9 protein-coding genes are annotated in these 14,716 nt (G+C 45.9%); 8 read left to right on the top strand and 1 reads right to left on the bottom strand.

Features of this window, described 5'->3' with window-relative positions; all coding sequences use genetic code 11:
* Positions 1 to 134: 134 nt before the first annotated feature.
* Complete coding sequence (gene sfsA / locus FIV04_RS12120) at positions 135 to 857, bottom strand: DNA/RNA nuclease SfsA (RefSeq protein ID WP_152469270.1); 723 nt, start codon at positions 855 to 857, stop codon at positions 135 to 137.
* Between the two features lie 94 nt (positions 858 to 951).
* Between sfsA and hrpB the strand changes: the two genes are divergently transcribed.
* The 8 genes from hrpB (at position 952) to FIV04_RS12080 (ending at position 14,531) form a co-directional block, all read left to right on the top strand.
* The gene (hrpB, locus tag FIV04_RS12115; protein WP_253895412.1) at positions 952 to 3,387 is read left to right on the top strand and encodes an ATP-dependent helicase HrpB; all 2,436 of its coding nucleotides are present in this window, start codon (positions 952 to 954) and stop codon (positions 3,385 to 3,387) included.
* Positions 3,384 to 5,801, top strand: coding sequence for a penicillin-binding protein 1B (mrcB, locus tag FIV04_RS12110; protein WP_152469268.1), 2,418 nt, complete (start codon positions 3,384 to 3,386; stop codon positions 5,799 to 5,801). The genes hrpB and mrcB overlap by 4 nt, the downstream gene beginning before the upstream one ends.
* Before the next feature lie 40 nt (positions 5,802 to 5,841).
* Positions 5,842 to 8,172 carry a patatin-like phospholipase family protein gene (locus FIV04_RS12105; RefSeq protein ID WP_152469566.1) on the top strand — a complete coding sequence of 777 codons (2,331 nt, stop codon included), beginning with the start codon at positions 5,842 to 5,844 and terminating at the stop codon, positions 8,170 to 8,172.
* 272 nt (positions 8,173 to 8,444) lie between these two features.
* Positions 8,445 to 11,033, top strand: coding sequence for a bifunctional aconitate hydratase 2/2-methylisocitrate dehydratase (gene acnB / locus FIV04_RS12100; RefSeq protein WP_152469267.1), 2,589 nt, complete (start codon positions 8,445 to 8,447; stop codon positions 11,031 to 11,033).
* A gap of 158 nt (positions 11,034 to 11,191) precedes the next feature.
* Complete coding sequence (locus FIV04_RS12095; RefSeq protein ID WP_152469266.1) at positions 11,192 to 11,560, top strand: YacL family protein; 369 nt, start codon at positions 11,192 to 11,194, stop codon at positions 11,558 to 11,560.
* Between the two features lie 213 nt (positions 11,561 to 11,773).
* Positions 11,774 to 12,112, top strand: coding sequence for a P-II family nitrogen regulator (glnK, locus tag FIV04_RS12090; RefSeq protein WP_004738200.1), 339 nt, complete (start codon positions 11,774 to 11,776; stop codon positions 12,110 to 12,112).
* Positions 12,113 to 12,137: 25 nt separating this feature from the next.
* A complete protein-coding gene (locus tag FIV04_RS12085; protein WP_032551509.1) occupies positions 12,138 to 13,367 on the top strand; it encodes an ammonium transporter in 1,230 nt (409 codons plus the stop codon).
* 147 nt (positions 13,368 to 13,514) lie between these two features.
* Positions 13,515 to 14,531, top strand: coding sequence for a Fe(3+) ABC transporter substrate-binding protein (locus FIV04_RS12080; RefSeq protein ID WP_032551510.1), 1,017 nt, complete (start codon positions 13,515 to 13,517; stop codon positions 14,529 to 14,531).
* Positions 14,532 to 14,716 lie beyond the last annotated feature (185 nt).

The raw sequence follows: 14,716 nt of genomic DNA, 5'->3' as shown, positions 1-14,716 counted from the left end.
GCATCTCCTATTTACACCTAGTCAACTGCAAAGCAGCTAATTTTAAGGCGGGTATCTATAGCAGAAAGAACGAATGGTGGCAAACACTCAAATGTAAACTTGTTATCAATGTGCAGAGTTCCGCACTTTGCGAATCAAGCGATGAATTCAACCGCTTGATTCAATTCCATTTGAGTATTGTTGAGTTCAGCTTTGTAACAGAGAACTTCAACACCAGCGTCTTGTGCTTGTTTTAGTAATAATGAATATTTGGCGTCTATATGGTGTGCCGCTGAGACTTTTTCAATACCTGAATGTAAAACAGTGAATAAAAGTACTGCTCTTTGACCAGATTCTGCCATTTCTGTGAGTTCACGCAGATGCTTTTGACCACGCGTGGTAACGGCATCTGGAAAGTAGCCTTGTCCCTTTCCAACACTTGGGTCATCTGCCAATAGAGTGACGCTTTTCACCTCTATATAGCAATCCGCTTTTGCTTCATCCTCGAGCAAAATGTCTATCCGGCTATTCTCACTGCCGTATTTAACCTCGGTGCGCAGCGTTTGATAACCTGAAAGTTCAACTATAGCGCCATTTTCAATCGCTTCCACTGCCAATTGGTTAGCGCGGGCAGTGTTCACACAAATTCGATCGCCTTGTGCTGTTTCTGAGATCTCCCAGCTGTTTGGGTATTTTCGCTTAGGGTTGTCAGAGGTTGAGTACCACACGATGTTTCCCGGCTCAGCACAACCTGTCATCGCGCCAGTGTTGGCACAGTGGATAGTACGTTCACTGCCATCAGGAAGTTTGATATCCGTCAGGAAACGTTTGTAGCGTTTTATAAGAGTCGCAGACTCTAAAGGAGGATCGAAGTGCATTTTACTTATTTAGAGAGAACTGTTTTTATGTACAATATTGGTAACATTACACCACAAGGTCTTTCCATTGTCACAACTGCCCATTGAAGCTGTGATGCCCGAGTTGCTCTCCGGCGTTCGTTCTCACTCCCAAGTCATTCTTAAAGCGGCCCCCGGTGCTGGTAAATCGACGTTCTTCCCATTGCAACTGGTTAAGTCTCAGGCGGTAACTGGCAAGATAGTTATGCTTGAACCAAGACGCCTTGCGGCGCGAAATATTGCCAGTTATCTCGCTGAGCAGTTGGGTGAAAAGGTAGGGGAGACGATTGGCTTTAGGGTTCGTGGTGAGAACAAAACCAGCCGTAATACTCGTCTGGAGATTGTTACCGAGGGGATCATGACCCGTATGATTCAGAGCGATCCAGAGCTCACGGGAATCGATATGGTGATCTTTGATGAATTTCATGAACGCAGTATTCATGCAGACACCTCTTTGGCCTTTAGTTTGGAAATCCAAGAAGCGCTCAGAGACGATCTCAAAATCGTGGTGATGTCAGCGACGCTCGATCAAGCGACTCTCAAAGCTCTGTTACCTGAGGCCGAATATATTGAATCACAGGGACGCTCGTTTCCTGTCGAGTACCGTTACCAACCGTTAGCAGTCAATGATTACTTACCTGCAAAGATGGCCACAACAATCGAATCTCTGATGGAGAAAGAGCAAGGCTCACTGCTGGCGTTTCTGCCCGGCGTCTCGGCGATTAAGCAGGTGCAAGAGCGACTGCAACATTTGAGTAGTGATGTGGATGTATTTGCTCTGTATGGTCAGTTGAGTTTTGCAGAGCAACAGAAAGCAATTTCGCCAGCTGAAAAAGGTAAGCGTAAAGTGGTGTTGGCGACCAATATCGCCGAGACCTCACTGACGATTGAGGGGATCCGCTTGGTGGTTGATTCTGGGCTGGAACGAGTGGCGAAGTTTGATTTGAAAACCGGTGTCACTAAGCTAGAACAGGTCAAAATATCTCAATCTTCGGCTGAGCAGAGAGCTGGCCGCGCAGGGCGTATTGAGGAAGGATTGTGCGTTCGTTTGTACAGCGAAGCTCAATTGCAACAACAGCCCTTGGTTCCTGTTCCTGAGATTCTTCATTCCGATCTATCCTCCTTGCTGGCTGAGCTGATTCAATGGGGAGCGGCAAGCGCTGATGAGCTTCAATGGCTTGATATTCCACCTCAAGCGGCCTTGGCGCAGGCGAGCAGCTTGTTACAGCAATTGGGGCTTTTGGATCATAGTAGGCAATTTACTGCGCAAGGTAAGCAAGCGCAGCAACTTGGGCTAGACCCTCGGATTGCCAGCATGCTGATTAAAGCCAAGCAGCACAGTAGTCAGTTGTTGAATGCTGCTATTGCTGCTGCGTTGATTGAAGAGCCTGAACGTAGTGTTTCTGATGTCCAGCATTCGTTATTCCGCTTGAAACAAGGGAAACATGCACGCAATCATTTCATGACTCAGCGTGTGAAAGCGCTCGCGGCTAAATTAGAACATAAATTTGACTTACAGAGTGTTGATGAATTGCTGCTGCCTTTGGCATTGTGCCTCGCATTTCCTGATCGCATCGCTCAATCGCGCGGTAAGCAGAATCATCAGTTCCTGCTTGCCAATGGTCATGGTGCAGAGGTGCGCGATGACGATCCACTCGCGGATAGTGAGTACCTAGTGGTTATTGATTTGATGAGAAGTGCAGGTCGCTCCAGTCAAGTATTCTTGGCCACCGCAGTCGATATCGTGAGTCTAGAAGAGCATTTTCCAGATATGTTTACGGTTCGCGATTATGTTGACTGGGATGATAAACGAGGGCGCTTAGTGGCAGAGCAGCGCGTTTGTCTGGGTCAGCTGGTCATTAATACCAAAGCCCTACCTGAGCCGGGTAGCGAGCAAATTAGTGAAGCTCTGCTCAACTATGTAGGACGTAAAGGCCTGGAGATATTGAATTGGACATCTGCAGCAAAGCAACTCCAAGCGCGCATTTTGTGTGCGGGGCAGTGGCTGCCTGAACAAGCATGGCCCGCGGCTGATGAGCAAAGTTTGTTGACGAACTTAGATGACTGGTTAATGCCGTACCTGAATGGCGTGAAGTCAGTAAAAGGGCTGCAAAATGTCAATGTCGAGCAGGCTTTGATGGCGTATCTGGGATGGCCATTAAACCAAGAGATCGACCAATGGTTGCCTACACACTACGTGATGCCTACGGGGAGTAAGAAATCTATTCGTTATCAAGAAAATGCAGAACCTGTGATATCGGTTCGAATGCAAGAAGTGTTTGGTGAGCAAGATTCTCCTTTGATTGCTCAAGGGCGTAAAAAAGTCGTACTTGAGTTACTCTCACCAGCACAAAGGCCATTGCAAATCACTCAAGACTTAGCCGGTTTTTGGGCTGGGGCTTATAAAGAAGTTCAGAAAGAGATGAAAGGTCGATACCCTAAACACCCTTGGCCAGATGACCCGGCTAACCATGTAGCGACGACCAAAACCAAACGACAGTTGAATCGATGATGATAAAAATGTTTACACCAAAAAAGGGGCCAGCAAAAAAGGCACCTGCGAAAAAGTCACCGACAGCCAAGTCGCCTCAAAACAAGTCAACCAAAACAAGAAAGCCGAGAGCAGCTGCAAAAAAGCGAACGCCGAGTAAGCGAAGCAAAGCCAATCGTGGTTGGTTGAAAATGCTGTGGGGCTTTGCTTGGAAAGCTGGCCTTGCTGTCGCTGCGATCTTGCTCTTTGTTGGCATTTATCTCGATACTGTGGTGAAACAGCGTTTTGAAGGGCAACTCTTTGACCTACCAACAGTGGTTTATGCCCGAGTATTAGATTTATCGCCGGGTACCCCAATCAGCATTCAGCAAGTACGTAATGAGCTAGATGTACTCAACTACCGTAAGGTCAGTGCTCCTCGTCACCCGGGGGAGTACTCTTCGTCTTCAACTAAGATTGAGCTGATACGTCGCCCATTTGAATTTGTTGATGGCCCAGAAGCTGACCGTCATGTGATGTTGCACTTTAATGGCAATGAGTTAACCCGTATTCAGTCGCTCGAAAAGAAAGGCGATATGGGCTATTTGCGCATTGAACCTAAGATGTTAGGCATGCTTGAGAAAAGTAACGATGAACAACGCCTTTTCTTAAAGCGAAACCAGTTTCCTGAAGTGATGGTCGATGCACTACTCGTGACCGAAGATAGAGATTTCTATCAGCATGATGGTGTATCGCCATTAGCGATAGCTCGTGCGATGGTGGTTAACGTCAAGGCCGGACGTACTGTACAAGGTGGTAGTACACTGACACAGCAGCTCGCGAAAAACCTGTTCTTATCGAGTGAGCGCACCCTTTGGCGTAAGATTCGTGAAGCCTATATCGCGTTGATTTTGGACTATCGATACAGCAAAGATGAAATTCTTGAGGCTTACCTCAATGAGGTATATCTAGGTCAGAACGGTGGTGAGGCAATTCACGGTTTCGGTTTGGCATCGCGTCTCTATTTCGGGCAACCAATTCAAGAGCTGAGAATCGACCAACTGGCATTGCTGGTGGGGATGGTGAAAGGGCCATCGTATTACAACCCAGTTCGCTATCCTGAGCGTGCAAAAACACGACGTGACTTGGTGCTGCGTTTGATGATGCAACAAGATATCTTGAGTGCTAGCCAATATGAGGCGGCAGCCAGTCGAGATCTTGATATTCAAGACAACCCACGTATAGCGAGTCGACAACCTGCTTACTTCCAGCAAGTGAATATCGAGTTGAAGAAGTTTGTTGGTGACCGATTTGAGGCACAAAAAGGCTTGCGAGTCTTTACTTCGCTAGACCCTGTCTCACAGCAAGAGCTAGAACGCTCCATCGCGCGCAAGGTGCCTCAATTAGCTAAAACCGCAGGCAATAAACTTGAAGCAGCTGCGATTGCGGTTGACCGTAATACCGGTGAGATAAGAGCTATGGTCGGTGGTAAACGCACTGGCTACGACGGTTTTAACCGTGCATTGAATGCAAGCCGCCCGATCGGTTCATTAGTCAAACCTGCGGTATACCTAACAGCACTACAGCAACCGGATAAATACACACTGGCGACGACCTTGATGGATACGCCGCTGAGCTTGAAAGGCAGTAAGGGAAGCGTATGGAGCCCGCGAAACTTTGATCGTAAATTCCGCGGTGAGGTGCCTTTATATGTGGCGCTATCTAAGTCTTACAATGTGCCGACGGTTCGCCTAGGAATGCAGCTTGGCATTGACTCTGTGTCGAATACCATTGAAAAGCTCGGGGTTGATAAAAGTGAGATTCGCCCTGTGCCATCGATGTTCTTAGGCTCATTTTCTTTAACTCCTTTCCAAGTGGCGCAGATGTATCAAACGGTGACTAACTCAGGCAGAAAAGCGCCACTCTCTGCTTTGCGCTCAGTGGTAGACAGTGATGGTGAGGTTCTCTATCAATCAATACCTCGCGTATCGCAAAGTGTTGAGCAGCAAGCGGCATGGCTTACCACCTATGCGATGAAGCGAGGTGTATCAGAAGGGACAGGTCGATTCTTGCAGAGCCAATTTTCTTGGGCTGGACTCGCAGGTAAAACGGGCACCAGTAACGATAGTCGCGATAGTTGGTTTGTAGGCGTTGATGGCCGTGAGGTGACCACAATTTGGTTAGGGCGTGATGACAATAAACCGACGAAACTAACCGGTTCGAGTGGTGCCCTTCGTGTCTACGCAGATTACCTGAAACAACGTGGCCCAGAAGTGCTGCGTTTGCCTTGGCCAAATGGTATAGCTACCGCTAATTTTGTGAATACGAACTCTGGTGCATTAGAGTTTAATTGTGATGGGCCAGTGCAGTTACCCGTTTGGGATGAACGTGGTGACATTAAAAAGGGATGTGAAAGCCAACCAAAACAGTGGCTAAAGAAGCTTTTTGAGTGGTAAAGTTGCATAAGAAATGGATGACAAGGATAGAGTTTAAATGATGATTTCTCGTTGGCTGAGCCGTGGTTTAGGTGTCGTTGGGATTGTGTTTTGCTCGCAGGTTTTGGCTGAAAATGTGGTTGAGCCAGCCGACAAAACGCAAGTTGAGCAGAAAAATCGCCCAAGTATCGCTGTGGTTCTTGCTGGTGGTGGAGCCAAGGGCGCGGCTCATATTGGTGTTCTGAAGGCACTTGAAGAGATGCGTATTCCAGTCGACTACGTCACAGGTACTAGTATGGGGGCCTATGTTGGTGGCTTGTACGCAACGGGCATGAGTGCCGACGAGATTGAAAGTTTTATCTATTCTGTTGATTGGAACAAAGGCTATCGCGATCGTGTAAACCGTAGCGACCGACGCGTGCGTGACAAAGAGTATGAAGACCGTTACCAACTGACCACGGATTTAGGTTTAGGTTGGGGAGAGGTACGTGCACCAACGGGTGTCGTACAAGGTCAGAACATGCTGCGTATCCTGCGTGAGACAACGGGTAACCTAGCTCCACTTGAATCTTTTGATGATCTTGCTATTCCATATCGCTCTGTCGCAACGGATATCATCGAACTCGAAGAGGTGGTGATCGATAAAGGGCAGATCGTCGATGCAATGATGTCGAGTATGTCAGTGCCGGGCGCTTTACCTCCTTATGAGGTTGATGGCCGCATGCTGGTCGATGGTGGTGTCATCAACAACATGCCAGTTGATGTTGCCCGTGCGATGGGCGCGGACATTGTTATCGCAGTAGACATCAGTACCAACTACAAAGGCGAAGAAGAGTTCACCAACCTTTTCACGGTCGCTGATCAACTTTCGAATTACTTGGTACGTCGCAGCACCCAACAACAAGCGGAAACCTTAACGGAAGAGGACGTCTTTCTTAAGCCTGACGTTGGCCAGATGGAGACCACTGAATTTGATAAGATGCCCGGCGCTTATGAAGCGGGTTATCAGGTTGCCTACCAGTTTGAAGACAAGCTTCGCGGCCTTTCAATGAGTACTGCCAAGTATCAAGATTATGTTGAAGGCAAGCAGCAAGCTCGCCGTAAACTTAAGCACGGTGATAAAACCGTGGTTGATGAGGTTGTGATTAACAATAACAGCCACTATTCCGACAAGTTGATTGAAAACCGTCTAAACCTTGAAGCTGGGAAAGTCTTAAAAACCAGTCAAATTGAAACCAGTGTACAAAACCTCTACGCGCTCGATCGCTTTGAACTGATTACTTACCAATTCGATGATGTTGATGGTGTCGATCAATTGGTCGTCGATGTGAACGAGAAGGAGTGGGGACCAAACTACCTCAACTTCCGCTTTTTCTTAGAAGATGACTTTGCTACTGATAGTCAATACTCCATTGGTGTTTCTGCAAACTTTACGGATATCAATCAGCACGGTGCAGAGCTCAGAACCAATTTAGAGATGGGCACCGATAAGCGCATTGAGGCCGAGCTGTTTTCTCCATTCTTCTCACATCACAACCTATTTACCTCAGCGTCGTATGTCTATGCCAACCAGAAGCGGAACCTACCCGCTAACATCGATGAAATTGAGGAACCGACCTTAGATGTAACTCAAGACTTTGTATCGATGACATACAAAGAGAACATCGTTGAGCTGGCGTTCGGTTATCAACCAACTTTGTGGCAAGAGTTGAAATTTGGTGGGCGATACACTGATGGTGAGGTTGAAGTTTCATCGTTGCCGTCGCTTGGTGGCGGCTCTTACGAGCGAATCGGTGGCTTTATCAGCTATCGTCTTGATACCTTAGATAACTTCAGTCTTCCTACGGAAGGTTATTTCGTTGATTTAGAATACCTTGTTTCTCATGATGAGTTTGACTCTGATACTGTTATCTCTGATCCCAACCTTGTTCAAGACAATGACACCGTCTATGAGTTCTCAGCCAATCTAATGGCCGCACAGAGCTACAAACGCCATACTTTAGTCGCAAAGGTGGATTACGGCATCGTAGAAAGTAAAAACTCTCTATTCCCAATCGACCCGAAACAACTCGGAGGTTTCTTAAACCTATCAGGTATCCCGCGTAACAGTTTACTCGGTCAAAACCTGGCATTTACCAGTTTAGTGTATCGCTATAAATGGTTTGAGAATGATTTCGGCTTGTTTGAGTCCCCGTTCTATCTGGGCGCATCCATTGAACACGGTGGTGTTTGGTCGAACAATGACTTGAAAATTCATGAAGCGCCGCTGTACACCGCAGGCTCGCTGTTTGCAGGCGTCGACTCTCCGATTGGGCCAATTATTTTGGCGTATGGTATGACAGAAGATAACTACGATTCTGTTTACCTTATTATCGGAACGTCATATAAATAACCATGCGAAAAATAGCGATACTGGCGACTAATTAGGCAAAAATAGTGGGACTTTCGTCTTAACTTGCTATGTTGGTCAAAATGATAAGATTTTAATTAATCGTTAAATTTGCTATTATACCGCCCACAGTTTGGCCTCTCTGATGCCGATCATCAATACAAATTGAATGACGAAAATGGCAATGGAGAGCCAAGTTTCCAAGGATGTTCACCGCTTTATTTTACTAACAATTATGAAGGAAGGTGGTGGACCGCAATGAGAGGAAAAAAGTCGTGCTTGAAGCCTACCGTAAACACGTCGAAGAACGTGCTGCCGAAGGAGTTGTTCCAAAACCACTAAATGCCGAGCAGGTTGCTGGCCTAGTTGAACTTCTAAAGAACCCACCTCAAGGTGAAGAAGAGTTCATTCTTGACCTACTAGAAAATCGCATTCCACCAGGTGTAGATGAAGCTGCTTACGTAAAAGCGGGCTTCTTAACTGCTATCACCAAAGGTGAAGTAGAATCACCACTTGTTAGCAAAGAGAAAGCGGCAGAGCTGCTAGGTACTATGCAAGGTGGTTACAACATCGAGTCGTTGATTTCACTTCTTGATGATGCTGAACTTGCTCCTATTGCTGTTAAAGCACTATCTCACACGTTACTGATGTTTGATGCTTTCTATGATGTAGAAGAGAAGGCCAAGGCAGGTAATGCTTCAGCACAACAAGTACTTCAATCTTGGGCAGACGCTGATTGGTTTACTTCGAAAGAGAAAGTTGCTGAAAAAATTACAGTAAAAGTATTTAAAGTCACTGGTGAAACGAACACCGATGACCTATCTCCAGCACCTGATGCATGGTCTCGTCCAGACATTCCAGTACACGCAAAAGCGATGCTGAAGATGGAACGTGACGGCATCAACCCAGATCAACCAGGCACTGTTGGCCCAATCGCTCAGATTGAAGAACTGCAAAAAGATGGTATCCCACTTGCTTACGTAGGTGATGTAGTAGGTACAGGTTCTTCACGTAAGTCTGCGACGAACTCTGTACTTTGGTTCATGGGTGAAGATATCCCATACGTACCAAACAAGCGTACTGGCGGTGTTTGTCTGGGTGGTAAGATCGCTCCAATCTTCTACAACACAATGGAAGACTCTGGTGCACTACCTATCGAACTAGACGTACAGAACATGAATATGGGCGATGTTATCGACATCTTCCCATACGAAGGCGTTGTACGTAAAAATGGTGAAGAGATCTCTAGCTTTGAGCTGAGCAAAGTACTGCTTGATGAAGTTCGTGCGGGTGGTCGTATTCCTCTAATCATCGGTCGTGGCCTAACTAGCCGTGCTCGTACATCTCTTGGTCTAGAAGAGACAGACCTGTTTGCTAAGCCAGTTGATCCATCTGCATCTGACAAGGGCTACACGCTAGCTCAGAAGATGGTTGGTAAAGCATGTGGTGTTGAAGGTGTTCGCGCTGGTCAATACTGTGAGCCTAAGATGACAACAGTAGGTTCTCAAGATACAACAGGTCCTATGACGCGTGATGAGCTTAAAGACCTTGCATGTCTTGGCTTCTCAGCAGACCTAGTGATGCAGTCTTTCTGTCACACATCGGCATACCCGAAACCAGTCGACGTAAACACGCACCACACACTACCTGATTTCATCATGAACCGTGCCGGTGTTTCACTACGCCCAGGTGATGGTGTTATCCACTCATGGCTAAACCGTATGCTTCTTCCTGATACTGTAGGTACAGGTGGTGACTCGCATACTCGTTTCCCTCTAGGTATCTCATTCCCTGCAGGTTCTGGTCTAGTTGCATTCGCGGCAGCAACAGGTGTAATGCCTCTTGATATGCCAGAATCTATCTTGGTTCGCTTTAAAGGTGAAATGCAGCCAGGTATCACGCTACGTGACCTGGTACATGCAATTCCTCTATACGGCATCAAGCAAGGCCTACTTACAGTAGAGAAAGCAGGTAAGATCAACGAATTCTCTGGTCGCGTACTAGAAATCGAAGGTGTTGAACACCTATCTGTTGAGCAAGCGTTTGAACTTTCTGATGCATCTGCTGAGCGTTCAGCGGCAGGTTGTACTGTTAAGCTGTCTCAAGAGTCTATCGAAGAGTACCTGAACTCAAACATCGTTATGCTTAAGTGGATGATCGCTGAAGGCTACGGTGATGTTCGTACTATCGAGCGTCGTATTACAGCAATGGAAGAGTGGCTAGCGAACCCTGAGTTGTTATCTGCTGATTCAGATGCTGAATACGCTCACGTTATCGAGATCGACCTTGCTGAGATCGATCAGCCAATCCTATGTGCACCAAACGATCCAGATGATGCTCGTCTTCTTTCTGACGTTCAAGGTACAGAGATCCAAGAAGTGTTCATCGGTTCTTGTATGACTAACATCGGTCACTTCCGTGCTGCAGGTAAGATGCTTGAAGAGTTCAACGGCTCTCTAAGTACTCGTTTATGGGTGGCTCCGCCAACTAAGATGGATAAAGACCAGCTAACAGAAGAAGGCTACTACGGCATCTTCGGTCGTGCAGGGGTTCGTATCGAAACTCCGGGTTGTTCTCTATGTATGGGTAACCAAGCACGTGTTGCAGACAAGTCGACAGTAATGTCTACGTCTACTCGTAACTTCCCGAACCGTTTGGGTACAGGTGCGAATGTTTACCTAGCGTCCGCTGAGCTTTCTGCTGTAGGTGCGATTCTAGGTCGTATCCCAACGAAAGAAGAGTACCTAGAGTACGCAGAGAAGATTAATGCAACGGCAGCTGACACATACCGTTACCTGAACTTCCACAAAATGGGTCAGTACACGGAAAAAGCTGACACGGTTATCTTCCAAGAACCAGCATAATTGCTGATTGACTAAGTAACTAATTAAACGCCTTCTATTCGTAGAGGGCGTTTTTTTATGTCTGGATGCTGGGTGACGAACCCTCGATCTATTGATTACTTCGCTATATACTCTCGCCTCATTTTTAACCCTGTCTGCAGTTACTGCGTGGAGCCACTATGGAATTCGAATTTACAAGAAACACTTTGATGGGTGAGTACTACGTGAAATGCAGCATGGGGCACGAGATCGTTGGACGTTGGCTTCAAGAAGAGATTGGTAAAGACAAAAGTAAAATCGATCAGGTGTTGGCACTTGTTGAAGAGTCACGTACTAACTTTAGCAATGAGCTTTCAATGGTAGGTAAAGAGATCACGTTATCGATCAATGAAGATGAAGTAACGATTCAAGAGAATGTTCTCGGCCATGAGTATGAAATGGAAGAGGGCAGTGAATTCGACTTTTACAACAGTGAAAGCTTATCGGTTTGTGGAATTGATGATTTTGAGTTGCTGATGGAGCGCTGGGTAGATTTTTTAGGATTGTAGAATACCCAATTGAGCGCATTGCCCAAATATAGAGCAATTTGATACCAGCGCATTAAGATAGTGAAAAGGTCGCACCATCATGGTGCGACCTTTTTCGTTATTGGAGGTGTATAAAGTTAAAGTTGTTAAGTATCAATAATTTAACTTTTTGGCACGCTACTTGGATTATAGAAAGAGTATTAACGGACTAAGTGAAAAATCTAAGGAACGATTATGAAACTCATCAATGCCATAGTGAAACCATTCAAATTAGACGATGTGAGAGAAGCGCTATCTGATGTCGGTATCGAAGGTATGACTGTATCAGAAGTTAAAGGCTTTGGTCGTCAAAAAGGCCACACGGAACTGTACCGCGGTGCGGAATATCAAGTTGATTTCCTTCCAAAAGTAAAACTAGAAATCGCGACTCAAGCAGAAAACGTAGACCGTGTTGTTGAAGCAATTAGCCAAGCGGCTCACACCGGTAAAATCGGTGACGGTAAGATTTTTGTGTACGACCTGAGCCAAGCGGTACGTATTCGTACAGGCGAAATGGACGCAGAAGCACTTTAAGAATTCAAGGACTGGAGAATTTAATATGGAACTTTTAACAACAGTAACGGAATTACGTTACGCACTAGACACTTTTTTCTTCCTCATTTCAGGTGCGTTGGTAATGTGGATGGCGGCAGGCTTTGCAATGCTTGAGGCTGGTCTTGTACGTTCAAAGAACACCACTGAAATCCTGACTAAAAACGTTTGTTTGTATGCAATTGCATGTACGACTTACCTAGTTGTTGGTTACAACATCATGTATGTCGATAACGGTGAAGGCGGTTGGTTGCCATCTTTTGGTGCACTAATTGGTACGCAAGGTGAAGGTGCGGATCACTCTCTAGAATCTGACTTCTTCTTCCAAGTAGTATTCGTTGCAACAGCAATGTCAGTAGTATCTGGTGCGGTTGCTGAACGTATGAAGCTATGGTCATTCCTAATCTTCTCTGTAGTTCTGACAGCGTTCATCTACCCAATGGAAGGTTACTGGACATGGGGCGGTGGTTTCCTATCTGAAGCTGGTTTTAGTGACTTTGCAGGTTCAGGTATCGTACACATGGCAGGTGCAGCAGCAGCTCTAGCAGGCGTACTTCTACTAGGTGCTCGTAAAGGTAAATACGGTAAAAACGGTGAAATCTACCCAATTCCTGGTTCAAACATGCCACTAGCAACATTAGGTACATTCATCCTATGGTTTGGTTGGTTCGGCTTCAACGGCGGTTCTCAGCTAATGGTATCGGACTTTGAAAACGCGACAGCAGTGGGTCAAATCTTCCTAAACACAAACGCAGCAGCAGCAGCAGGTGCAATCGCAGCGCTACTAGTATGTAAAACAACTTGGGGTAAAGCAGACCTAACAATGGTGTTGAACGGTGCGTTGGCTGGTCTAGTGGCTATCACAGCGGATCCACTATCTCCATCACCTCTGTTTGCAGTCGCTATCGGTTCAGTTTCTGGTGCGCTAGTAGTATTCAGCATCATCGCTCTGGATAAAGCTAAGATTGATGATCCAGTAGGTGCTATCTCAGTACACGGTGTGTGTGGCTTCTTTGGTCTGATGGCTGTGCCTCTAAGCAACGCTGACGCAACATTTGGTGCTCAACTATTCGGTGCTGCTGTAATCTTTGCTTGGGTATTTGGTGCAAGTCTAGCGGTATGGGCAATCCTAAAAGCAACAATCGGTATCCGTGTAAGCGAAGACGAAGAGCTAGAAGGTATGGATATGCACGACTGTGGTGTTGGTGCTTACCCAGAGTTCGTATCTGTGAAGTAATATTTACAAAGATTTACATTTAACCTACTTGAAACCTGCTCGGATGAGCAGGTTTTTTTGATCTTTGACGTTGTGTTTCACTAGTTGTTAAATATAATAATGAAACTGATAAATATTATCATTTGTATGTCAAAAAGGATTGAACCAATGAAAAAACTGCTAACTCTTTCTGCTTTAGCTTGCGCAACTATCGCACCTACAGCGGCAATCGCTGCAGAAGAAGTAAACGTATACTCTTACCGTCAACCTTTCCTTGTTGAGCCTATGTTCAACGAGTTCACTAAAGAAACTGGTATTAAAGTAAACGTTAAGTTCGCAAAGAAAGGTCTAGCAGAGAAGCTAGCTCAAGAAGGCGAGTACAGCCCAGCTGACGTTATCCTAACTGTGGACATCAGCCGTCTATCTGAGCTAACTAAGCAAGGTCTAGTTCAATCTGTTGAAAGCGACGTACTAGAAAAGAACATCCCAGCTCAGTACCAAGATACTGATAACGAGTGGTTTGCTCTAACAACTCGTACACGTAGCGTTTACTCTTCACGTGACCGTGTTGGCCGTCTAGGTGAAGATTTCACTTACGCTGACCTAGCTAAGCCAGAATTCAAAGGCAAAATCTGTACTCGTAGCGGTAAGCACCCTTACAACGTATCTCTAGTTTCTTCTATGATCGCTCATAAAGGCGAAGCAGAAACGAAAGAATGGCTAGAAGGCGTTAAAGCTAACCTAGCTCGTAAGCCTCAAGGTAACGACCGTGCACAAGTTAAAGCTATCAAAGAAGGTCTATGTGACGTTTCTCTTGGTAACAGCTACTACCTAGGTAAGATGGTTAATGATAAAGAGCAAAAAGCTTGGGCTGACGCTGTTTACATCAACTTCCCTAACCAAGAGACAACTGGTACTCACGTAAACATCTCTGGTATGGCAATGGCGAAATACTCTCCAAACAAAGAGAACGCTGTTAAGCTAATGGAATTCCTAGCAGGTAACACTGCACAAGGTATGTACGCTGAAGTGAACTACGAGTACCCAGTAAAAGCTGATGTTAAACCATCTGAGCTTGTAGCATCTTGGGGTGAGTTCAAAGCAGATACAATTTCTCTAGACGAGATTGCTAACCACCACGAAGCGGCAATCAAACTTCTAGACGAAGTTAAATTCGACCTTTAATTTCATTAATGTAGGCTTCGGCCTAGATTGATTAACAACCTCAAGTTCCTACTTTAAGGACTTGGGGTTGTTTTGTTTTTAAGCAAGTCACTTTTTGATACAAAGCAACGCCTAGAACTACCGAGTTCCGAGCTTCGCGCCTTGCAGTCACAGTGCGATATCGGTATAACTAGCCTTAGTTTTTA

The sequence above is a fragment of the Vibrio sp. THAF190c genome (assembly GCF_009363355.1).
In the GTDB taxonomy this organism is placed as follows: Bacteria; Pseudomonadota; Gammaproteobacteria; order Enterobacterales; family Vibrionaceae; genus Vibrio; species Vibrio fortis_A.
The sequence above is the reverse complement of the archived record's forward strand: the minus strand, read 5'-3'. Positions and strand labels throughout refer to the sequence as shown.

What these genes read in the sequence shown, in the direction of transcription:
- sfsA (WP_152469270.1), bottom strand. Translation starts at nt 857, where the DNA reads ATGCACTTCGATCCTCCTTTAGAGTCTGCGACTCTTATAAAACGCTAC.
- hrpB (WP_253895412.1), top strand. Translation starts at nt 952, where the DNA reads ATGCCCGAGTTGCTCTCCGGCGTTCGTTCTCACTCCCAAGTCATTCTT.
- mrcB (WP_152469268.1), top strand. Translation starts at nt 3,384, where the DNA reads ATGATGATAAAAATGTTTACACCAAAAAAGGGGCCAGCAAAAAAGGCA.
- FIV04_RS12105 (WP_152469566.1), top strand. Translation starts at nt 5,842, where the DNA reads ATGATTTCTCGTTGGCTGAGCCGTGGTTTAGGTGTCGTTGGGATTGTG.
- FIV04_RS12095 (WP_152469266.1), top strand. Translation starts at nt 11,192, where the DNA reads ATGGAATTCGAATTTACAAGAAACACTTTGATGGGTGAGTACTACGTG.
- glnK (WP_004738200.1), top strand. Translation starts at nt 11,774, where the DNA reads ATGAAACTCATCAATGCCATAGTGAAACCATTCAAATTAGACGATGTG.
- FIV04_RS12085 (WP_032551509.1), top strand. Translation starts at nt 12,138, where the DNA reads ATGGAACTTTTAACAACAGTAACGGAATTACGTTACGCACTAGACACT.
- FIV04_RS12080 (WP_032551510.1), top strand. Translation starts at nt 13,515, where the DNA reads ATGAAAAAACTGCTAACTCTTTCTGCTTTAGCTTGCGCAACTATCGCA.